This window comes from Mycobacterium sp. 1274756.6 (assembly GCF_001668625.1).
Taxonomy (GTDB): domain Bacteria; phylum Actinomycetota; class Actinomycetes; order Mycobacteriales; family Mycobacteriaceae; genus Mycobacterium.
On the sequence record NZ_LZLJ01000069.1, the window covers coordinates 1 to 21,228 of the forward strand.

The 21,228-nt window shown below is 69.5% G+C and carries 17 protein-coding genes and 2 pseudogenes; 15 read left to right on the plus strand and 4 right to left on the minus strand.

Translation table 11 applies throughout. From position 1 onward, the window contains the following. Positions 1 to 1,206, plus strand: a pseudogene (locus tag A5643_RS17815) (condensation domain-containing protein); the annotation flags it as partial. Between the two features lie 35 nt (positions 1,207 to 1,241). Here A5643_RS17815 and A5643_RS10865 read toward each other — a convergent pair. Both A5643_RS10865 and A5643_RS10870 read right to left on the minus strand, forming a co-directional pair. Then, a pseudogene (locus A5643_RS10865) lies at positions 1,242 to 2,915 on the minus strand (condensation domain-containing protein); the annotation flags it as partial. A gap of 49 nt (positions 2,916 to 2,964) precedes the next feature. Next, positions 2,965 to 3,189, minus strand: a complete 225-nt coding sequence (locus A5643_RS10870; protein WP_066854847.1) for an MbtH family protein — start codon at positions 3,187 to 3,189, stop codon at positions 2,965 to 2,967. A 425-nt stretch (positions 3,190 to 3,614) separates the two neighbouring features. Here A5643_RS10870 and A5643_RS10875 point away from each other — a divergent pair, with 425 nt between their 5' ends. The 4 genes from A5643_RS10875 to A5643_RS10890 are packed head-to-tail and all read left to right on the plus strand — an operon-like array spanning position 3,615 to position 8,061. Beyond that, positions 3,615 to 4,880 (plus strand): aspartate kinase, encoded by a 1,266-nt coding sequence (locus A5643_RS10875; protein WP_066854850.1) that lies wholly within the window; start codon positions 3,615 to 3,617, stop codon positions 4,878 to 4,880. Next, complete coding sequence (locus A5643_RS10880) at positions 4,880 to 5,929, plus strand: aspartate-semialdehyde dehydrogenase (RefSeq protein ID WP_066854858.1); 1,050 nt, start codon at positions 4,880 to 4,882, stop codon at positions 5,927 to 5,929. The genes A5643_RS10875 and A5643_RS10880 overlap by 1 nt, the downstream gene beginning before the upstream one ends. 54 nt (positions 5,930 to 5,983) lie before the next feature. Next, positions 5,984 to 7,105, plus strand: a complete 1,122-nt coding sequence (locus A5643_RS10885) for a DUF4185 domain-containing protein (RefSeq protein ID WP_066854861.1) — start codon at positions 5,984 to 5,986, stop codon at positions 7,103 to 7,105. A gap of 50 nt (positions 7,106 to 7,155) precedes the next feature. Further along, entirely contained in the window at positions 7,156 to 8,061 is a 906-nt protein-coding gene (locus tag A5643_RS10890; protein ID WP_231995531.1) for an alpha/beta fold hydrolase, read from the plus strand. 9 nt (positions 8,062 to 8,070) lie between these two features. Here the strand turns inward: A5643_RS10890 and fadD12 are convergent, their stop codons facing one another. Then, positions 8,071 to 9,690 (minus strand): acyl-CoA ligase FadD12, encoded by a 1,620-nt coding sequence (gene fadD12 / locus A5643_RS10895; RefSeq protein ID WP_066854864.1) that lies wholly within the window; start codon positions 9,688 to 9,690, stop codon positions 8,071 to 8,073. A gap of 166 nt (positions 9,691 to 9,856) precedes the next feature. Here fadD12 and A5643_RS10900 point away from each other — a divergent pair, with 166 nt between their 5' ends. From A5643_RS10900 to egtD, 8 genes are all read left to right on the plus strand, one after another. Beyond that, positions 9,857 to 11,293 (plus strand): WS/DGAT/MGAT family O-acyltransferase, encoded by a 1,437-nt coding sequence (locus tag A5643_RS10900; RefSeq protein ID WP_066854867.1) that lies wholly within the window; start codon positions 9,857 to 9,859, stop codon positions 11,291 to 11,293. Between the two features lie 60 nt (positions 11,294 to 11,353). After that, positions 11,354 to 11,635, plus strand: coding sequence for a hypothetical protein (locus tag A5643_RS10905; RefSeq protein WP_066854874.1), 282 nt, complete (start codon positions 11,354 to 11,356; stop codon positions 11,633 to 11,635). Positions 11,636 to 11,877: 242 nt separating this feature from the next. Beyond that, complete coding sequence (locus A5643_RS10910) at positions 11,878 to 13,326, plus strand: catalase (RefSeq protein ID WP_066854877.1); 1,449 nt, start codon at positions 11,878 to 11,880, stop codon at positions 13,324 to 13,326. A gap of 109 nt (positions 13,327 to 13,435) precedes the next feature. Then, entirely contained in the window at positions 13,436 to 14,086 is a 651-nt protein-coding gene (locus A5643_RS10915; RefSeq protein ID WP_066854880.1) for a sensor domain-containing protein, read from the plus strand. Between the two features lie 44 nt (positions 14,087 to 14,130). Beyond that, a complete protein-coding gene (gene egtA, locus A5643_RS10920) occupies positions 14,131 to 15,435 on the plus strand; it encodes an ergothioneine biosynthesis glutamate--cysteine ligase EgtA (RefSeq protein WP_066854888.1) in 1,305 nt (434 codons plus the stop codon). Continuing rightward, a complete protein-coding gene (gene egtB, locus A5643_RS10925; protein ID WP_066854890.1) occupies positions 15,432 to 16,742 on the plus strand; it encodes an ergothioneine biosynthesis protein EgtB in 1,311 nt (436 codons plus the stop codon). The genes egtA and egtB overlap by 4 nt, the downstream gene beginning before the upstream one ends. Continuing rightward, positions 16,742 to 17,434, plus strand: coding sequence for an ergothioneine biosynthesis protein EgtC (gene egtC / locus A5643_RS10930; protein ID WP_066854892.1), 693 nt, complete (start codon positions 16,742 to 16,744; stop codon positions 17,432 to 17,434). The genes egtB and egtC overlap by 1 nt, the downstream gene beginning before the upstream one ends. Continuing rightward, positions 17,431 to 18,396, plus strand: coding sequence for an L-histidine N(alpha)-methyltransferase (gene egtD / locus A5643_RS10935; protein ID WP_066854894.1), 966 nt, complete (start codon positions 17,431 to 17,433; stop codon positions 18,394 to 18,396). Before egtC ends, egtD begins: the two co-directional genes overlap by 4 nt. A 20-nt stretch (positions 18,397 to 18,416) precedes the next feature. On the opposite strand, the gene A5643_RS10940 is transcribed toward egtD, so the two are convergent. Continuing rightward, positions 18,417 to 19,094: a class I SAM-dependent methyltransferase gene (locus A5643_RS10940; protein ID WP_066854897.1), complete on the minus strand. Its 678-nt coding sequence runs from the start codon at positions 19,092 to 19,094 to the stop codon at positions 18,417 to 18,419. 214 nt (positions 19,095 to 19,308) lie between these two features. On the opposite strand from A5643_RS10940, the gene A5643_RS10945 reads away from it, so the two are divergent. Next, entirely contained in the window at positions 19,309 to 20,019 is a 711-nt protein-coding gene (locus A5643_RS10945; protein WP_066854899.1) for a hypothetical protein, read from the plus strand. A 141-nt stretch (positions 20,020 to 20,160) separates the two neighbouring features. Then, on the plus strand, positions 20,161 to 21,228 hold a 1,068-nt coding region (locus A5643_RS18465), incomplete at its 3' end, for an RNA polymerase sigma factor (RefSeq protein WP_066854901.1).

The window sequence follows — 21,228 nt, forward strand, 5'->3', positions numbered from 1 at the left end:
CTTCCGTTGACGGTCAACGGCAAACTGGACAAGCGTGCTCTGCCGGCGCCGGACTACGTTGATGCCGAGCGTTATCGTGCTCCGACGAACCTGACCGAAGAGATCTTGGCTGGGATTTATGCCCAGGTGCTCGGCTTGCAGCGGGTGGGGGTCGATGACTCGTTTTTCGACCTCGGTGGGGATTCGTTGTCGGCGATGCGGGTCATCGCCGCCATCAACACCAGCTTGAACATCGATGTGGCAGTGCGGGCGCTCTTCGAGGCGCCCACAGTAGCCCAGCTCGCCCGTCGCCTCGCGGAGAAGACCGGCACCGCCGGGCGGGTGGCGTTAACACCGATGCCGCGCCCGGAGACCATCCCACTGTCCTACGCCCAAAACCGGATGTGGTTCTTGAACCGGTTCGAAGGCGCGGTAGCGACGTACAACATTCCGGCCGCGTTGCGTATCACGGGTTCGCTCAACGTGGAGGCGCTGGGACAAGCTCTGGTCGATGTGGTGGAACGCCATGAGAGTCTGCGCACCGTATTCCCCGCCGTGGACGGGATTCCGCAGCAGGTAGTCCGTTCGGTCGAGAAGGTCGATTTCGGGTGGCAGGTTATCCAGGCCACCCAATGGAGCCCGGAGCAAATCGCCGAGGCCATCGGTGCGGTCGTCGGGTACAACTTTGATCTGACAGCCGAAACCCCGGTTCAAGCAAAGCTATTCCGAATCGGCGAGGGCGACCACATATTCGTTGCGGTGGTGCACCACATTTCCGCTGACGGGACCTCGATCAGCCCGTTGGTCGGCGACATCGGGACAGCCTACGCATCCCGTGCGGCTGGACAAGCGCCGCAGTGGGCGCCGCTTCCGGCACAGTACATCGACTACACGCTCTGGCAACGGAAGAACCTCGGCGACCTTGATGACAAAGACAGCCCCGTTGCCGGGCAATTGGCGTACTGGCGGAACACGTTGGCGGGCTTGCCGAAGTGGTTGGAGTTGCCGACGGATCGGCCCTATCCACCGGAGGCCGATTACCGGGGCGCCAGTGTGGCGGTGGACTGGCCGGCTGAGTTGCAACAGCAGGTCCGCGAACTGGCGCGCTCCCACAATGCGACCAGCTTCATGGTGGTCCAAGCTGGGTTGGCGGTGCTGCTGGCAAAACTGAGCGCCTGCACCGATGTCCCCATCGGTTTCCCGATCGCCGGCCGCCAAGACCCCGCCAACCGGCCCGCCCACTGCCCACCAGCAACCACCACCACCGGAGCCGCATCAGCCAACATGAACAAAACCCGACCCGCCGGCAACCCCACATCCACCGGCACATACCCCGCCCCGGTCTTCAACACCCCCAACACCGCAGCCACCGCCACCGCCGAACGCTCCACCACCAACGCCACACACCCACCCGGGCGAGCACCGTATTCGGCCAGCAGATGCGCCCACCGATTCGACGCCTCATCCAACTGCTGATACGTCCACGACACACCCCCACACCGCAACGCCACCGCCCCCGGCGCCCGGACCACCTGCACCCCAAACAACTCCGGAATCGACACCCCACCCACAACCGGGCGGGTCAACACCGACCGATGACCCAACCCATCAAGACGCGCCGACTCCGCCTCATCAACCACACCCACCGACGACACCAGCCGACCCGGATCAGCCACCATCGCCACCAACACCCGCTCCAACCGCGACACCAGCTCACCGTCAGCGAAGTCCGCGAAGGGCTGCCCCGCCCCCATGGTGCTGAGAAAAAGCTGATTCCCTGCGGAGGAAAAGATGAGTCCGAAGCCGCCGACCAGCCCGATATTGGTCAATTCGGCGGTCGCTGTCGCTCCGCCGAAATCCAACGTGAACGTGGACGGCAGGAAGTTGATATTGACACGGTTGGTCAATTCGCCCGGGCGAAATTCTCGCAGCTTGCGCTCCAGGGCTTGGACCGGAAACCGCTGATGACGCACCGCCTCCCGAATACGCTGCCCGACGTGTTCGCAAAAGGCCAGCACTGAGGCGTCCGGCGCCGCCTCGAGGACCAGCGGCACAACTCCCGCCAGCATCGCCGGGAGCGTCTTCGACTCCAGGCTCACCCGCCGGGTCACCGGGAAATCGAGCACTACTTCCGGCCCGCCGGAACACCATCCGCGCACCAGAAGCGCGCACGCCGCCGTCAGCACCGCCGTCCGCGGGACGTTCGCGACGTCGGCGAGCTCGTCGACCCGGCGCAACAGCGATGCGTCAAGTTCGACCGGTGCGGTGGGCCCGTTCAGGTCCGTGCCGTCCTGCTGCTTCGGCGAACGGTCATCCGATTCGCTGAGCGCAGAAAGGCATTTTGTCCAATAGGCTTCGTCATCGAGGTAGTCGGTTGATTCTTCGTATTCCAGCTCGCCGGTTACGAAGTCGGAGAGGGTGCCGAAGAAAGCGGGCGGAATGGGTTCGCCCGTCACGGCTGCCGTGTACACCGCGGCGATCCGGTGTCCGATCAGCGCGATCGCGGTACCGTCGGCGACGATGTGGTGACCACACCCGAAGAAGCAATACTCCGCGGCGCCGGTCTGGAAGAGAGCAAATTTAAATAGCGGACCAGTCAAGGCCATGGGCGTGCGCTGGATGTCCGCGGCTGCCTCGCGGGCCGCCAGCATCGGAACTTCGGCGCCACGCAGATCACAAAAGACCAACTCGACGTCGGGGTAGTCCTGCAGCGTTTGGCGCACTTGACCGTCGAGATCAGTGAAGGCAACCCTAACCGGTTCCGTTTCCTGAATTACGCGCCGGATCGCCCACTCCAGGGCGTCTCGTTGAACCGCGCCGCTGATTTTCACAAACAGACCGAGTTGCCACTCCGCGCCCGATCGGCCGGTGTGCCCTGCTAGCCAGATGTCCAGTTGTGCACGAGTTACTGGGAATGATCGATCGTTGAGCTGCATGCCCCCTCCAGCTCCGGTTTAAGCCGCGCGTTTCCCCCGGGTTATCGCGTCAGGCCCCGGCGCCTTCGGCGAGCCTGTCCCGCAGGCTCTTTGGCCGGATATCCGGCCAGTTCTGTTCGATGAACTCCAGACACGACGCTCGGTCCGCTTCGCCGTGGATCACCCGCCAACCGGCCGGAACCTCGGCGAAAGTCGGCCAGAGGCTATGTTGCTCTTCGTCATTGATGAGCACGACGAAGCTGCCATTGTCATCGTCGAATGGATTAACACTCATTTGGAACTCCCCACTTTCCAAGCAGCAAGGAGCATCGTTCAACAACCCGTAGGTAAGACCGCGTCCCCTTCGCGCTTACCTCGCGCTATATCTGTGGCCCAGCCCAGTGATGTCCTGGCTGCCGTTCCTGGAGCATATCTGTTCGGGACGATTTCGTATAGATTAATTCGATTCTCAGGTTTGTTTATCGCGACATCACGCTGCGTGGCATCAACGACCACGGGCGACGCCCGACGCGGTTTCGCGTGGCGCCAGGCCGCCGAGCCATCCGAAGGGTCGATTCCGGGTCGCTCCAGGCGTCGCCGTTCGCGTCCTGTGGCTGGCGTGCGGCGATTCGGCGTACGGTCGCACAGTCGGGGTGTCCCGCCGGTGAGAAGCTAACCTCTACTCTGGTGGTGCCGCCCGTCAGCTGAGAAAGGATTCTTGTGGCGCTCATCGTGCAGAAGTACGGCGGATCGTCGCTGGCCGACGCCGATCGGATTCGCCGGGTCGCCGAGCGCATCGTGGAGACCAAGAAGGCCGGCAACGACGTGGTCGTGGTCTGTTCGGCGATGGGTGACACCACCGACGACCTGCTCGACCTCGCCCAGCAGGTCTGCCCGTCCCCGCCGGCGCGGGAGATGGACATGCTGTTGACCGCCGGTGAGCGCATCTCCAACGCCCTGGTGGCGATGGCGGTCGAGTCGCTCGGGGCGCAGGCCCGGTCGTTCACCGGATCACAGGCCGGGGTCATCACCACCGGCGCGCACGGCAAGGCGAAGATCATCGACGTCACCCCCGGCCGGCTGCGGTCGGCCCTCGACGAGGGGCAGATCGTGCTGGTCGCCGGGTTCCAGGGCGTCAGCCAGTCCACCAAGGACGTCACCACCCTGGGCCGCGGCGGGTCGGACACCACCGCGATCGCGCTGGCCGCGGCGCTCAACGCCGACGTCTGCGAGATCTACACCGACGTCGACGGCATCTTCAGCGCCGACCCGCGCATCGTGCCCAACGCCCAGCACCTCGACCGGGTCACCTTCGAGGAGATGCTGGAGATGGCGGCTTGCGGCACGAAAATCCTGATGCTGCGCTGCGTCGAGTACGCCCGGCGCTTCAACATCCCGGTGCATGTGCGTTCGTCGTACTCGGACAAGCCCGGCACCCTCGTTACCGGATCGATCAAGGACATTCCCATGGAAGACCCCATCCTGACCGGCGTCGCGCACGATAACAGCGAGGCGCAGGTCACCGTCGTCGGCATCCCGGACACCCCCGGCTACGCGGCGAAGGTGTTCCGCGCCGTGGCCGACGCCGACGTCAACATCGACATGGTGTTGCAGAACGTCTCCAAGGTCGAGGACGGCAAAACCGACATCACCTTCACCTGCCCCCGCGCCGACGGACCCACCGCGGTGGACAAGCTGGAGTCGCTGCGCGACGAGATCGGCTTCTCCAACGTCGTTTACGACGACCACATCGGCAAGGTGTCGCTGATCGGTGCCGGGATGCGCAGCCACCCCGGGGTGACCGCCACGTTCTGCGAGGCGCTGGCCGACGCCGGGGTCAACATCGAGCTGATCTCCACCTCCGAGATCCGCATCTCGGTGCTCTGCCAGGACACCGAGCTGGAGACGGCGGTGCGCGCACTGCACGAGGCGTTCAACCTCGGCAGTGTCGAAGAGGCCACCGTCTACGGCGGGACGGGTCGCTGATGGCCGGGGTCGCACTGGGCGTCGTCGGCGCCACCGGACAGGTCGGTCAGGTGATGCGCGCGCTGCTGGCCGAACGGGACTTCCCGGCCGACAGTGTGCGGTTTTTCGCCTCGTCCCGCTCGGCCGGACGCAAGCTGCCGTTCCGCGGGGCCGAGATCGAGGTCGAGGACGCCGAGACTGCCGATCCGTCCGGTCTGGACATCGCGTTGTTCTCCGCCGGCGGGGCCATGTCGAAGGTGCAGGCGCCGCGGTTCGCCGCGGCCGGCGCCACCGTGATCGACAACTCCTCGGCCTGGCGCAAGGATCCCGAGGTGCCGCTGGTGGTGGCCGAGGTCAACTTCGACCGGGATGTGGCGCAGGCCTGGCCGCTGAAGAAGGGCATCATCGCCAACCCGAACTGCACCACCATGGCCGCGATGCCGGCGTTGAAGGTGCTGCACGACGCCGCCGGGCTGCGCCGCATCATCGTCTCCACCTACCAGGCGGTCTCCGGCAGCGGGCTGGCCGGGGTCACCGAGCTGGTCGATCAGGCTCGGGCGGTGGCCGACGACGCCGAGAAGCTCGTTTACGCCGGGGACGCGGTGTCCTTCCCGGACCCGAATACCTATGTCGCGCCGATCGCCTACAACGTGGTGGCGCTGGCCGGTGCGCTGGTCGACGACGGCTCCGGGGAGACCGACGAGGACCAGAAGTTGCGCAACGAAAGCCGCAAGATCCTCGGCATCCCGGAGCTGGCCGTCAGCGGCACCTGCGTGCGGGTGCCGGTGTTCACCGGCCACAGCCTGTCGATCAACGCCGAATTCGACCGGCCGATCTCCCCGCAGCAGGCCACCGAACTGCTCGAGCAGGCCCCCGGGGTGAAGCTGGTCGACGTGCCCACGCCGTTGGCCGCCGCCGGCGCCGACGAGACCCTGGTGGGCCGGATCCGCACCGACCCGGGTGTGCCCGACGGTCGGGGGCTCGCGCTGTTCCTGGCCGGGGACAACCTGCGCAAGGGCGCCGCTCTGAACACCATCCAGATCGCCGAGCTGCTGGCCGCCCGAACCTGAGCCGCGGTGAGCCCGGCCCAGTCCCGCAGCGGGTTCCGCCGATGGTCGGCCCTCGTGTTCGCGGCGGCCTGCGTCCTGCCGGTGCTCCCGCCGGGCGCCGCCCACGCCGATCCGCCGGCATCGGACTCTCGGCTTCCGCCACTGGCGCCCGGCCAGGTGGTGCGGCTCGGCCCCACCGCCGGGACCGGTACCCCGACCCGGGACTACGGGGTCGGTGCGACCGACCTGTGCGAGTTCATGCAGTTCCCCACCGAGGTGCTGCAGGTCTGCGGGGACAGCTTCGCCGGGCAGGGCGTCGGTTTCGGCGGCTGGTACTCCCCGATCGCGCTGCATGTGGACACCGACTCGATCGGCGCACCCGACGGGGTGACCTACACCGGGGTGACCGGAGTGTTCGAACCGCTGCTGGCCGAGCCCACTCCGCCGGGATCGTCCCAGCTCCCGGCCGGGATCGTCGAGATCAACCGCAAGAACTATCTGCTGGTCACCACCACCACCCGTCTGGTACCCAAGTCGTCCCGGCTGGTGCGCGCCGAGGCGGGCCGCGCCGGGTGGGAGACCGTGCCCGGTTCGCTGCGCGCCGCCGACTACCAGGACGGCGGACAAACCCAGATCAGCGGCTACTACGATCCCATCCCCACCCCGGAATCCCCGACCGGCTGGGTCTACATCGTGGCCAACAACTTCGACCGCAGCGCCCCGGTGGTGCTCTACCGGGTGCCACCCGAAGGCTTCGGTGACCGCTCCGGTTGGCAGGGCTGGGCCGCCGGCCCGGAGTTCGCCGGGGGCGGCTGGGGCAACCCGCCCACCCCGCTCTGGCCCGACCAGGTCGGCGAGATGAGTTTCAAGCAGATCGACGGCAAGGCGGTGCTGTCGTATTTCAACGCCACCACCGGCAACATGGAGATCCGGGTGGCCAACGACCCGACCGCGCTGGGCAGCGCCCCGGTGACCACGGTGGTGCAACACGCCGACTGGCCGGTCTGGCCCGAGCCGGTCGAGAGCCTGCCCGATCCCGGAGACAACCGGTTGGCCCAGCCCTACGGCGGCTACATCTCCCCCGGCTCCACACTCGATGAGGTGCGGGTGTTCGTCAGCCAGTGGAACACCTCCCCGCGCGACCGCTCGCCGTATCGCGTCATCCAGTTCGCGGTGAATCCGTTCAAGCCCTGGTGAGGCTCCCCCGCCCGGCCCGAACCGTGTGTTTCAATGGAGAAATCGACGTCTTGACCGGCCTGCGCGGCCTTCCCTCGCAGCTCCTGGCGACCAAACTGCCGGGAGCGGAAGCGCTTGGTCCCAGCCCCACCGGTCGTCTTCTCGACCTGCCCGGCCGGGGCCGCACCTATGCGGTCGACAGCGGCCCGACCGGCGGCGGCCCGACGTTCCTGCTGCTGCACTCGGTGGCCTGCACCGGCATGCTGACCTGGTATCCGTCGCTGGCGATGCTGCGGCAGTTCGGTCGGGTGATCGTGTTCGACCAGCGTGGGCACGGGTCGGGCATCACCGCGTCGCGGGTGCTGCTGGAGGATTGCGCCGACGACGCGGTCGCCGTGGCCGACGCGCTGGGCATCCGCACCTTCATCCCGGTCGGGTTCTCGATGGGTTCGCTGGTGGCACAGCTGACCTGGCGTCGCCACCGCGCCCGCGTCGAGGGCCTGGTGCTGTGCGCCGCGGCCGCGACCTTCGCCGAGGCCATGCCGATGCGGTTGGGCACCAGCCTGTTCGCCGCGCTGCTGGACGCGTTCACCCCGATCCCCGGCCCGCCGGCGGCCGCGTTGCGAGAAGTCGCCACCGCCAACAACATGCAGTGGGCGCTCGACGAGTTCCGGGCGACCAGCGTGCCGGGCATGCTGCGTTCGCTGGCCGAGATCGTCCGGTTCGACTCCCGGTCCTGGATCGCGCAGATCGACGTGCCGACCGCGGTGGTGGTGCCCCGCCGCGACCGGGTCATCTCCCCGCGCCACCAGCGCTGGCTCGCCGAGCAGATCCCCGGCGCCGACACCGTCGAGGTCGCCGGCGGGCATGCCTGCTGCACGCTGCAGCAGGGAGCTTTCGTTCCGGGCCTGCAGCAGGCGGTCGCCTCGGTGCTCGCCCGCAGCCGTCCCGCCGGCTCTGCTTCCGCGGCGAGCTGAACCCGGCGGCTACCCGCCGATGCGGCCCAACAGTTCGCTTCGCACGATCTTGCCGGTGGCGTTGCGCGGCAGCTCATCGAGAACGGTGATCTCCCGCGGCACCTTGTAGCCGGCCAGGTTCTCCCGCACGTGCTGCTTGAGCGTATCCGGGTCGGCCGTCGCCCCCGACTCGAGCACCACGAACGCGGTCAGCCGCTGGCCGAACTGGTCGTCGTCGACGCCGAGCACCGACGCCTCGGCCACCTCCGGGTGGGCGGCGAGCACCTTCTCCACCTCGATCGGATAGACGTTCTCCCCGCCCGAGACGATCATCTCGTCGTCGCGGCCGACCACGAACAGCCGACCGGCGGCGTCGAGGTAACCCATGTCGCCGGAGGCCATGTACTCGCCGTGGAAATCCTTGGTCTTCCCCGACGTGTAGCCCTGGAAGCCGGTGGTGTTGCGCACGAAGATCTGGCCCACCTCCCCGACCGGCAGTTCGCGCAACTCGTCGTCGAGGATGTGGATCTCGGTGCCCTCGGCGGGCCGGCCCGCGGTGTCGGGGGCCGCCCGCAGGTCGGCGGGGGTGGCGGTGGCGATCATGCCGGCCTCGGTGGCGTTGTAGTTGTTGTAGATGACGTCGCCGAATTCGTCCATGAACGCGGTCACCACGTCGGGGCGCATCCGCGAGCCCGACGCGGTGGCGAACCGCAGGGAGCGGCCGCTGTAGCGGCGGCGAACCTCCTCGGGCAGTTCCATGATCCGGTCGAACATGACCGGCACCACGCACAAGCCGGTGGCCCGATGCCGGTCGACCATCGCCAGGGTGGCCTCGGGGTCGAACTTGCGTTGGGTGACGATCGTGCAGGCCAGCGACGCCGACAGCACCAGCTGCGACCAGCCCCAGGCGTGAAACATCGGGGCGACCACCACCGTGGTCTCCTCCGCGCGCCACGGGGTGCGTTTGAGCACCGCGGCGAGCTCGCCCGGCCCTCCCCCGGATCGCTTGGCGCCCTTGGGTGTTCCGGTGGTTCCCGAGGTCAGCAGGACCAGGTTGCCCTTGCCGCTGCTGCGCGCCGGACGCCGGCCGGCATGCTCACCGATCATCGCCTCCACCGTGCGCTGCGCGGGTTTCGTCGAGTCGGTCCAGGCGAGGATCCGCACGGTGTCCGGCCGGTCGGTGAGCGCACGATCGACCATCGCGGTGAACTCTTCGTCGTAGACGATGGCGTCGGGTGCTTCGCGGGCCACCACCTCGGCCAGCGCCGGACCGGCGAACGAGGTGTTCAACAACACCACGTCGGAACCGATCCGGTTGGCCGCGACCAGGGCTTCGACGAAGCCCCGGTGGTTGCGGCACAAGATCCCGATCACTGCGGGCGCCCCGCCGGGCAGTGCCTGCAGCGCCGCCGCCAACGCGTCGCTGCGCCGGTCGAGTTCACGCCAGGTGAGCGTGCCGAGTTCGTCGATGAGGCCGGGCCGATCCGGGCAGCGGCGGGCGGCGGAGGCGAAACCCGACGTGGATCCCAGGTGCTCGCGGCGCATCGCGGCGATCATCCGCACGTACTTGTCGGGGCGCAGGCCGGCGATGAGTCCCGCCCGCCGAAGCGTCGCGACCAGGTCGCCGGTCGAAGCGAGCCGGTCTCTCACGTCTCTCCCTCGTTCGGTGGGCCGGAACCGCACGCGATATTACCGAGCGGGGACCCCGGCTGCGGGCGGTCCGGCGAACGCCGTCGTCGGTGGCGCCGCACCGACTACATTAGGGACATCACCGGTTCGGCCCCGGCCGGCCCGACCCGTCGTATCGAGGTGGACCATGAAACGGCTGCACGGCATGGACGCCCTGCTGCTCTACACCGAGACACCCAACGTGCACACCCACACGCTCAAGATCGGCGTTCTGGACGTCTCCCGCTACGGCGGCGCGTTCGACGTCGCCTTGTTCCGGGAGTTGTTGCGCACCCGCCTGCACCTGTTGACCCCGTTCCGCTACCGGCTGGTGCCGGTGCCGCTGCGCCTGCACCATCCGGTGTGGCTGGAGAACGCCGACATCGACCTCGAGGAGCACGTGCGCCCGGCGAGCGTCGCCGCCCCCGGCGGCCGGCGCGAACTCGATCAGCTCATCGGTGAGGTCGCCAGCACCCCGCTGGACCTGAGCAAGCCGCCCTGGGAGATGCACGTCGTCGCCGGGATGGCCGACGGTTCGGTGCCGGTGATCGTCAAGATCCACCACATCCTGGCCGACGGGGTGGCGTCGGGGAACCTGCTGGCCCGCACGATGCAGTTCACCGGGACGGCGGCCGACGAGCGGGAGCCCGCACCGCCGAGCCCGTCGCCGCCGGCAGCCGCGCTGCTGCTGTGGGCCGGACGCGACCACGCCCGCCAGCTCCTCGGCCTGCCGCGCCTGCTGGTCCAGACCGTGACCGGGGTGTGGCGGCTGCGGCAGGCGAGCCGCCGCCGCGGCCGCCATCCCGAGCTGGCCGGCCGATTCTCCCCCGCACCCACCTTTTTCAACCATGTGCTCTCCCCCGGGCGCGAATTCGCCACTGCCACACTGGCGTTGTCCGACATCAAGCAGACCAGCAAGCAGCTCGGGGTCACGATCAACGACGTGGTTCTCGCCGTCACCGCCGGCGGCCTGCGCGAGTTGCTGCTGCGCTACGACGGTCGCGCCGACCGGCCGTTGACCGCCTCGGTGCCGGCCAGCCTGGACACCGACCCCGACCGCGTCACCGGCAACGAACTGGGCGCGATGAACGTCTCGCTGCCGGTCCAGATCGACGACCCCCTGGAGCGGCTCCGCCTGGCCAAGCTGAGCTCGGCCCAAGGCAAGGAGGACTTCCTCGCGCTCGGCCCGGGTTTGCTCAAGTCCTGGCTGGAGTTTCTTCCGCCGTTGATCGCGCCGGCCCTGTTCGGCTGGCTGTCCACCCGCCGCACCCAGACCCGGCTGCAGAACCTCACGGTGTCCAACGTGCCGGGACCGCGCGAACGCGGCAGCGTCGGCGGGGCGATGCTGCGCGAGTTCTATTCGGTGGGTCCACTGCTCGCCGGCAGCGCGCTGAACGTCACGGTGTGGAGCTACGTCGACCAACTCAACATCGCGATACTCACCGACGACCAGACGTTGCGCGACCCGCACGAGGTCACCGACGCGATGGTCCACGCCTTCCGCGAACTGCGTGCCGCCGCGGGGCTCTTCGGCGACCTCACGCCGGTCACCACCGCGCTGGCCGCCGCCCCGGCGATCGCCTGAGGCGCCGATTCATCCCGGCGAACCGTAGCGCGCTCGCGACCTCATCGGCATGATGGCGGTATGACCGAGACTCCCCAGCCGCAAGGCGACCCCGCCCCGGCCAGCACGGCACTGAGCCGGCCGGCTCCGAATCGGCTCTATCAGGTGGCCGCCTGGGTCGTGATCATCTCCGGCGTCGTGTTCACCACCGCGGTGATTTTCTTCTCCGGTGCGATCCTCACCCACCGCGGGCATCACCATCACCACCACGACGGCATGCACCCGTGCATGATGCATCACGACCAGAAGGACCGTGGTCCCGGCAGCGAGAAGCCTCCTCCCCCGCCGCCGCCGCGCCGCTGACCGCGCCGCCGCCTTGACAGACTGTCGAAAAGGACCAAACTGGTGCTGGTGATGTCCCCGCTCGTCGGCTGGCGCTCAGCCCCCGGCACTCGGACACCGATGCCCCGCTACCGCGCCTCTGACGCGATTAGCGTTGCAGCCCTGCTGTTTTCGCCTCAACGCTCACGCTGTGCAGCCAACGCGCAGCGGATCCGCCTTCCGTCCGGTTCAGCCTCAGCCCGCCTCGACAAGGAGTTTTCGCGATGACCGAAAAGTTCACCACCACCGACGCCGGTGCGCCTGCTCCCAGCGACGACACCTCTTTGACAGTCGGACCCGACGGCCCGATCGTCCTGCACGACCACTACCTGATCGAGCAGATGGCCAACTTCAACCGCGAACGCATCCCGGAGCGCCAGCCGCACGCCAAAGGCGGCGGAGCGTTCGGCCATTTCGAGGTCACCAACGACGTCAGCGCCTACACCCGCGCGGCGGTCTTCCAGCCCGGCACCCGCACCCAGACGTTGAGCCGGTTCTCCACCGTGGCCGGTGAGCGGGGCAGCCCCGACACCTGGCGCGACCCGCGCGGTTTCGCGCAGCGGTTTTACACCACCGAGGGCAACTTCGACATCGTCGGCAACAACACCCCGATCTTCTTCATGCGCGACCCGATGAAGTTCCAGCACTTCATCCGGTCCCAGAAGCGCCGTCAGGACAGCAACCTGCGCGATCATCACATGCAATGGGACTTCTGGAGCCTGTCACCGGAGACCGCCCACCAGGTCACCTGGCTGATGGGGGACCGCGGCATCCCCAAGACCTGGCGGCACATGAACGGCTACTCCAGCCACACCTACAGCTGGATCAACGCCGACGGCGAGATCTTCTGGGTGAAGTACCACTTCATCACCGACCAGGGCAATGACTTTCTCACCCAGGACGAGGCCGACCGCCTCGCCGGCACCGACTCCGACTACCACCAGCGGGACCTGTTCACCGCGATCGAGGGCGGGGACTACCCGAGTTGGACGCTCAAGGTGCAGATCATGCCGTTCGAGGAGGCCAAAACCTACCGGTTCAACCCGTTCGACCTGACCAAGGTCTGGCCGCACGGCGACTACCCGCTGATCGACGTCGGGAAGCTGACGATCGACCGCAACGTCACCGACCACCACACCGAGATGGAGCAGGCGGCGTTCGCACCCAGCAACACCGTGCCCGGCACCGGCCTGAGCCCGGACAAGATGCTGTTGGCCCGCGGGTTCTCGTACGCCGACGCCCACCGCGCCCGCCTCGGGGTCAACTTCCGCCAGATCCCGGTCAACCGGCCGGTCTGTCCGGTTCGGGCCTACACCAAGGACGGCCTCCTGCGGGTGGACAACTACACCGAGCCGGTGTATGCGCCGAACTCGGTGGGCGGGCCGCAAGCCGACCCGGACCGGGCCGCCGAAGTGCGTTGGCACACCGACGGCGAACTGGTCCGGCAGGCCTATACGCTGCGCGCGGACGACGACGACTGGGGCCAGGCGGGCGCGCTGGTCCGCGACGTGATGGATGACGCCGAACGGGAACGCTTGGCGGCCAACATCATCGGGCATGTCAGTGGCGGTGTGAAAGAACCGGTGCTGTCCCGGGTCTTCGAGTACTGGCGCAACGTCGACCCGGACCTCGGCCGCAAGGTGGAAGAAGGGGTCCACGCCAAGAACGGCTGACGCCCTGCCGAGGTGCTGGCATGATCGGAGCCATGAGCATCGCCGCGACGCCGACCGGCGTCGCCGGCGCGACGAAGGGTCGACCGAAGGCTCGACGAAGGGGTAACCCATGCACAGGACCGCGCCGTTGCGCGTGGCCGCCGTCGCAGCGGTAGCCGCGCTGGCCGCGGCGCCGCTGGCCGCCGCGGCGCCCTCCGACCCCGGGGTGGTGACCTACGCCGTGCTCGGCAAGGGGTCGGTGGGCAACATCGTCGGCGCCCCGATGGGCTGGGAATCCGTCTCCGGCCGGCCCTACCAGGGCTTCTGGGTCGACAACGCCGCCTGCAACAACTGGGCCGACATCGGCTTGCCGGAGGTGTACAACGACCCCGACCTGGCCTCGTACAACAGCGCCCTGACCCAGACCTCGGCCACCGACAACACCCATATGACCAAGCAGGCCGTCGGGGTGTTCGCCACCCCGGAGGCCGCCGGTCGCGCCTTCCACCGGGTGGTGGACCGGACCGTGGGCTGCTCCGGGCAGACCACCGCGATGCATCTGGACGACGGCGCCACCCAGGTCTGGACCTTCGATGGCGGGCCGCCGGGGGAGAGCGACGCGGCCTGGACCAAGCAGGAAGCCGGCGTCGACCGACGCTGCTTCAACCAGACCCGGTTACGCGAGAACGTGCTGTTGCAGGCCAAGGTCTGCCAGCCGGGCAACGGCGGCCCCGCCGTCGACGTGCTGGCCGGAGCGATGCAGAACAGCCTGGGGCAGTAGCACGACGGCGACCGCGAACGGCAGAAGGCGGGGGTGATCCGGGAATGCGACCTCTAGCATCACCGGGTCGCCGCGCGGCGGTGGCCCCGGCCCACCCGGCCCCCGAACCCGGTGCACCGGACGACCTCGGCGATTCGGCCGCCGCCGCCGACCACATCACCGCCGACTGCCTGAGCGACACCGCCGTCGGCCCGGTGGGGCTTGAGGTCGAGGCGCACTGCTTCGATCTGGCCCGCCCCCACCGCCGACCCAGTTGGGCGCGGATCGCCGCGGTCTGCGCCGCGTTGCCCACCCTGCCCGGCGGCAGCAGGGTGACCGTGGAACCCGGTGGGGCGGTGGAGTTGTCCAGTCCGCCGCTCGACGGGGCGGTCGCCGCGATCGAGGCGGTCGCCGCCGACCAGGCGGTGCTGCGGTCGGTCTTCGGCCGGGCCGGTCTGGGGTTGGTGCTGTTGGGCACCGACCCGCTGCGACCGACCCGGCGGATCAACCCCGGCGCGCGCTACCGGGCCATGGAGCGGTTCTTCGCCGCCAGCCACACCGGGGAGGCGGGCGCCGCGATGATGACCGCCACCGCGTCAATCCAGGTCAATGTCGAGGCGGGCCCGCGCAGCGGATGGACCGAGCGGGTCCGGCGCGCCCACGCGCTGGGCCCGACGATGGTGGCGATCTGCGCCAACTCCCCGATGTTGAGCGGCACCTTCTCCGGCTGGGTGTCGACCCGCCAGCGGGTGTGGAGCCTGCTGGACTCCGCGCGCTGCGGCCCCATCCTGGCTACCGACGGGCAGGACCCCCGGACCGCCTGGGCACGGTACGCGCTGAAGGCGCCGGTCATGCTGGTGCACAACCCCGATGCGGCACCGGTGACCCGTTACGTGCCGTTCGCGGACTGGGTCGACGGCTGGTCACCGCTGGCCGGCCGGGCGCCCACCGCGGCCGACCTCGACTACCACCTGACCACGTTGTTCCCGCCGGTACGGCCGCGCGGCTGGCTGGAGATCCGCTACCTGGACAGCGTCCCGGGCCCGGTGTGGCCCGCGGTGGTGTACACCCTGGTCACCCTGCTCGACGATCCGGTCGCCGCCGACCTGGCCGCGGCCGCCGTCGCGCCGGTGGCCACCGCCTGGGACATCGCCGCGCGGATCGGGTTGGGGGACCGGCGGCTGTACGCGGCCGCCAACCGGTGTGTCGCCGTGGCCGCCGAGCGGGCCCCCGCCTCGCTGGCGCCGTCGATGGCCCTGCTGGCCGAGGCGGTGGAGCAGGGCCGCTGCCCCGGAGAGGTCTTCGCCGAGCGGGTGATCCGGGACGGGATCGTGGCGACGGTGACCCGGATGGCGCGGGAGGACGGATGAGCGCGCCCGGGGCACTCGCCGGTGCCGCCGCCGCACTGGCCGGGCAGCTGGCCGGGGCGCGGGAGCGCACCCTGGCGCTCACCGACTTCGACGACGCCGAGTTACTGCGGCAGTACGACCCGTTGATGAGTCCGCTGGTCTGGGACCTGGCCCACATCGGCCAGCAGGAGGAGCTGTGGCTGCTGCGCGGCGGCGACCCGAGCCGACCCGGCCTGCTGCCCGACGACGTCGCCGACCTCTACGACGCGTTCCGCCACCCGCGCGCCGGCCGCGCCGAGTTGCCGTTGCTGACACCGGATCGCGCCCGGGCCTACTGCCACGCGGTGCGTGCCCGCGTCCTCGACGAGCTGGCCCGCGTCGACACCGAGGCCGCCCTGTTCCCGTACGCGATGGTGGTCAGCCACGAACACCAGCACGACGAGACCATGCTGCAGGCCCTCAACCTGCGCCGCGGCGCACCACTGCTCGGCCCCGGCAGCGCGCTGCCGACCGGCCGGCCGGACCTGGCGGGCACGTCGGTGCTGGTGCCGGGCGGCCCGTTCGTGTTGGGGGTGGACACCGAAAGCGAACCGTTCGCCCTGGACAACGAGCGGTCCGCGCACGTGGTGGAGGTGCCGGCGTTCCGGATCGGGCGGGTGCCGGTCACCAACGGCGAGTGGCGCGCCTTCATCGCCGACGGCGGCTACACCGACCGGCGCTGGTGGACGGCGACGGGCTGGGCGCACCGGTCACGGGCCGGGCTGCTCGCCCCGCAGTTCTGGCGCGCCGACGGCACCCGCATCCGGTTCGGCCACGTCGAGGAGCTCCGCGACGACGAGCCGGTCCAGCACATCGGCTTCCACGAGGCCGAGGCGTACGCCGCCTGGGCGGGTGCCCGGCTGCCCACCGAGATCGAGTGGGAGAAGGCCTGCGCCTGGGACCCCGCCGCCGGCCGGCGGCGCCGTTACCCGTGGGGCGACGAGCCGCCGTCCGCGCGGCACGCGAACCTCGGTGGTGCGGCCCGGCGGCCCGCCCCGGTGGGGGCCTACCCGGCGGGCGCGTCGGCCTACGGGGCTGAGCAGTTGCTCGGTGACGTCTGGGAGTGGACCGCCTCGCCGTTTCGGCCGTGGCCGGGTTTCGCGCCGATGCTCTACCGGCGCTACTCCGCGCCGTTCTTCGGCGACGACTACCGGGTGCTGCGCGGCGGCTCGTGGGCGGTCGCCCCGGAGATTCTGCGCCCGAGCTTCCGCAACTGGGACCTTCCCATCCGCCGTCAGCTGTTCGCCGGGCTGCGCCTGGCCTGGACGGTGGGGGAGGACCCGCACTGATGTGCCGTCATCTGGGCTGGCTGGGCCGCGAGGTCAGCGTCGCCTCGCTGATCTACGACCCGCCGTTCGGGTTGGCGGTGCAGTCGTATGCCCCGCGGCGCCAACGGCACGGCCTGATGAACGCCGACGGCTGGGGAGTGGGGTTCTTCGACGGTTCGGTACCCCGGCGGTGGCGTAGCTCGGCACCGCTGTGGGGGGATGCGTCGTTGGCGTCGGTGGCCCCGGCGCTGCGCAGTCACTGCGTGGTGGCCGCGGTGCGTTCGGCGACGGTGGGGATGGCGATCGAGGCCACCGCCACCGCGCCGTTCAGCGACGGTCGCTGGCTGCTCTCGCACAACGGCGTCGTCGACCGCGCCGTCATCCCGGCACCGCCGGCGGCGGAATCCACCTGCGACAGTGCGGTTTTGGCCGCGTTGATCTTCGAGCGCGGACTGGACCGGCTTGCCGAGACGATCCTCGAGGTCGGCGCCGCGGATCCGGCGGCCCGGCTGAACATCCTGGCCGCAGACGGCACCCGGCTGCTCGCCACGACCTGGGGCGACACCCTGTCGGTGCTGGTCCGGCCCGACGGGGTGGTGCTGGCCAGCGAACCCTACGACGACGACAACGCCTGGCAAGACGTCCCCGACCAGCATCTGGTCGAGGCCGGGCCGGGCGGAGTGGCCCTCAGCCGGCTGGAAGGAGCGCCATGACCGTCTCCCTGGCGAATTATCTCGCTGCCGACACCGCGCACACCGCACTGCGCCGCGACGTCGCCGACGGATTACGCCGAACCCCGAAATCCCTGCCGCCCAAATGGTTCTACGACTCGGTCGGCAGCGACCTGTTCGACCGGATCACCCGGCTGCCCGAGTATTACCCGACCCGAACCGAAACCGGCATTCTCACCGACCGCGCCGGGGAGATCGTCGCGGCCAGCGGCGCGGACACCCTCGTCGAGTTGGGCAGCGGCACGTCGGCGAAGACCCGGCTGCTGCTTTCGGCGATGCACGCCGCGGGCGCTTTGCGCCGGTTCGTCCCGTTCGACGTGGACGCGCAGGTGCTGCGGGAAGCGGCCGATGCGCTACAGCAGGATTACCCGGGCATGGAGATCGACGCGGTCTGCGGTGATTTCGAGCGTCACCTGGCCCACATTCCCGACGGTGGGCGCCGGCTGTTCGTGTTCCTCGGCTCCACCATCGGAAATCTGACCCCCGGCCCGCGGGCGGTGTTCCTGGCTGACCTCGCCGCGGCCATGGAGCCCGGCGACACCCTGCTGCTGGGGACCGATCTGGTCAAGGACCCCGGGCGGTTGGTCCGCGCCTACGACGACGCCGCCGGGGTGACCGCGCAGTTCAACCGTAACGTGTTGGCGGTGATCAACCGGGAGTTGCAGGCCGACTTCGATCTCGAGGTGTTCGACCATGTCGCGAGATGGAATCCGGCCGCGGAACGGATCGAGATGTGGCTGCACGCCGAATGCGCGCAGCGGGTCGGGATCGGCGCCCTGGATCTGATCGTGGAGTTCGCCGCGGGGGAGGGGCTGCTCACCGAGGTGTCGTGCAAATTCCGGCCGTCGGCGGTGGCAGCCGAACTGACCGCGGCGGGCCTGCAGCCGACTCGATGGTGGACCGACACCGCCGAGGACTTCGGCCTGTCCCTGGCGGTCAAGTAGCGCGCCGCTGCGGCGCCGGGTCAGGTCGCCTTGCGCGCGCTGACCAGGAAGGCCGGCATTTTCAGCCGGCCCTTCTCGTCGGTGCCGTGCGGCGGGAACTGCGGTGCCTCCTCGCCGAACTGCTGCATGGTGGAGTGGATGAACGCCGGGCGGATCTCGTCGATGTCGAAGTATTTGCTCACCGCGGCCCGCAACTCGTCTTCCTCGACCTCGTTCGGTTTCTCTTCGAGTTCGGCGGGGAAGGCGCCCTTGGCGAACACCAGGATGAAGAAGTTGGCGCCCGGAGCGGCTGCCCGTTGCACCGAGGACAGGTAGCCGTCCCGGCTCTCCACCGGGATCGAGTGGAACAGGGTCGAGTCGAAGACGGTGTTGAACCGCCCGTCATAGCCGGTGAACGCGGTGATGTCGCCCTGCACGAAGGTGGCGGTGGTCAGCCCGCGCTCCTCGGCGGCCGCGGTGGCGGCGGCGACGGCAGTGGGGCTCAGGTCGATCCCGACCACGGTGTAGCCCTGCGCCGCCAACGCCAGCGAGAGTTCGGCGACCCCGCAGCCGGCATCGAGTACCTCGCTGCGGACCTTGCCGGCCCGGATGAGTTCGGCCAGTTCCGGCTGCGGTTCACCGATATTCCAGGGCGGCGGCCCGTCGAACACGCCTTCGCCGCGGTAAACGTTGTCCCAGTCCATTACCTCCGAAACCATGGGTTGAGCCTACTCGGGGCCCCACCTCCCGCAGCGGGCCGAGCCGGTCGGCCACCCGGACTCCGGCCGGCTCGACGGCCCGACGCGGCGCGGTGACTAGCCGATTCGCGAAGTTTTGGAAAAAGTTCGGAAAAGATGTCCGGTTGCGGGCCGGTCGCCGCTCCTACCTGTGAGAGCAGCCCATCCGGGGTTGCGAACCCAGTGAGGAAGACCGATGAGCACCATCCACCCCCCCGAATCGAACACCACCGCGTTGCGCAACGCCCGCGACGGCGGCTGGTCCGACCGGTATGCCGATTCGGAGTTCACCCCGAGCGCCAACCCTGCCCGGTCCCGGCTTCGACTGATCGCCGGCGCGGCGGCCCTGACCGGATCGGTGGCCGCGGCCGCCGCCATCGGTGTGCTGCTGTTCGGCCCCGGGCAGCAACCGCGCCTCGACGTCGGGCCGGGCGCCAGCGTGCCGGCGACGCAGCCGCTGCCGGACAGCGCCGCGGTGGTCAACCCGCCGGCCAGCCCGGTCGTGCCCGGTCGCGTCGCCGGCCCGATCGTTGACCTGCCGACGGCGCCGCACCAAAGCGTTCCGGTGCCGTCCGCGCCCGCACCGCAGGCGCCGGTGGCGCTGCCGGCCCCGGTTCCGCCACCGGTGCAGGAGAAGCCGGTTCTGCCGCCCGAGGCCACCCCGACCGACCCGATCGTGTCGATCGGTCCCGACGGGGTGGGCGTCAATGTGCCGGCCGGTCCCAATGTTTCGGTCGGCGCCGACGGTGTCGGCGTCAGCACCCCTGGCGGGCCGGATGTCTCGGTGCGCGGCGACGGGGTCGGCGTCAGCACCCCTGGCGGCCCGGATGTCTCGGTGGGTGCCGACGGAGTGCACGTGGGGGTGCCGGGCGCGCTCGACCTCACCCTTCCGCCGCTGTTCCCGTAATCGGCGAAACCTTTGCGCTATGCCGATGATCCGAGCATGCTTATACCCGTGGGTTACGCCCACGGGTATAAGCGCTGTCAGGAGGGGTGACGGGGAGTCCGACGAATCTCCCCGGCAACGGTGCGATCGAAAGGCGTCGTGATGACTGCCTTACCGGATTGGGACGCGGCCAGCGACGCCGAGTTGGTCGATGCGACGGCCGCCGGGGACCGGCAGGCATTCGCCCGAATCTACGACCGGTACGCCGATCGGCTGCACGACTTCTGTATCGGCATGGTGCGCGACCGCGATGCGGCCGCCGACTGCGTGCAAGACGTATTCTGCGTCGCCGCGACCCAATTGGGAACCTTGCGCGATCCGACCAAGCTGCGCCCCTGGCTGTACGCCATCGCGCGCAACGAGGCGCTGCGCTGCATCCGACAGCGCAACCGGGAACGGGTGTTCGAGGAGATTCCCGAGGAACCGTCGAGGGACGCCGGCCCGGATACGCTGGCCGCCCGCGATGAGCTGGCGGCGCTCATCGCCGCGGTTGCCGATGGTCTCTCCGAACGGGATCGGACGGTCCTGGATCTGACCTACCGGCACGGTCTGGACGGGCCGGAACTGGCTCGGGTACTCGACGTCAGCGCCGGCACCGCCACCAAACTGGTGTACCGGCTGCGTGAGACGGTGGAACGGTCACTCGGCGCCTTGTTGGTGGCCCGGCGGGCACGGCAATTCGGCACCGGCTGCCCGGATTTGGCGACGATCGTGGCGAACTGGGACGGCAAGTTCACCATCTTGATCCGCAAACGCATAGCCCGCCATATCGATTCATGCGAGCGCTGTGCGCGGGAGCGCAGCCGGATGGTCAACCCGGTGGCCCTGCTCGGCGGTGCGCCGGTGTTCATCCCGGCGCCCGAGTGGCTGCGCCACCAGACCTTGGATCGCATCCAGCTGACCAGCGCGGCCGGCCGGCTGCCCGGCAGCGGTACCGCTGCGTCGGCGCCGCGCATCGCTCGACCGCCGGCACCGCGCATCGCTCACCCGCCCGCGCCGCGGATCGCCGACTCGCCCGCGCCGCCCACCCTGGCGACCGACGCCGCCGCGGGTTCGTCCCGGCGGGCCGATGCGCTTCGCCGCGCGGCGATCGGTGTGGCCGCGGTGATCGCCGGGATCGCGCTGGTGATGATGTGGCTCTACCGCCCGGCCGCGGTCGAGGTAACGCCG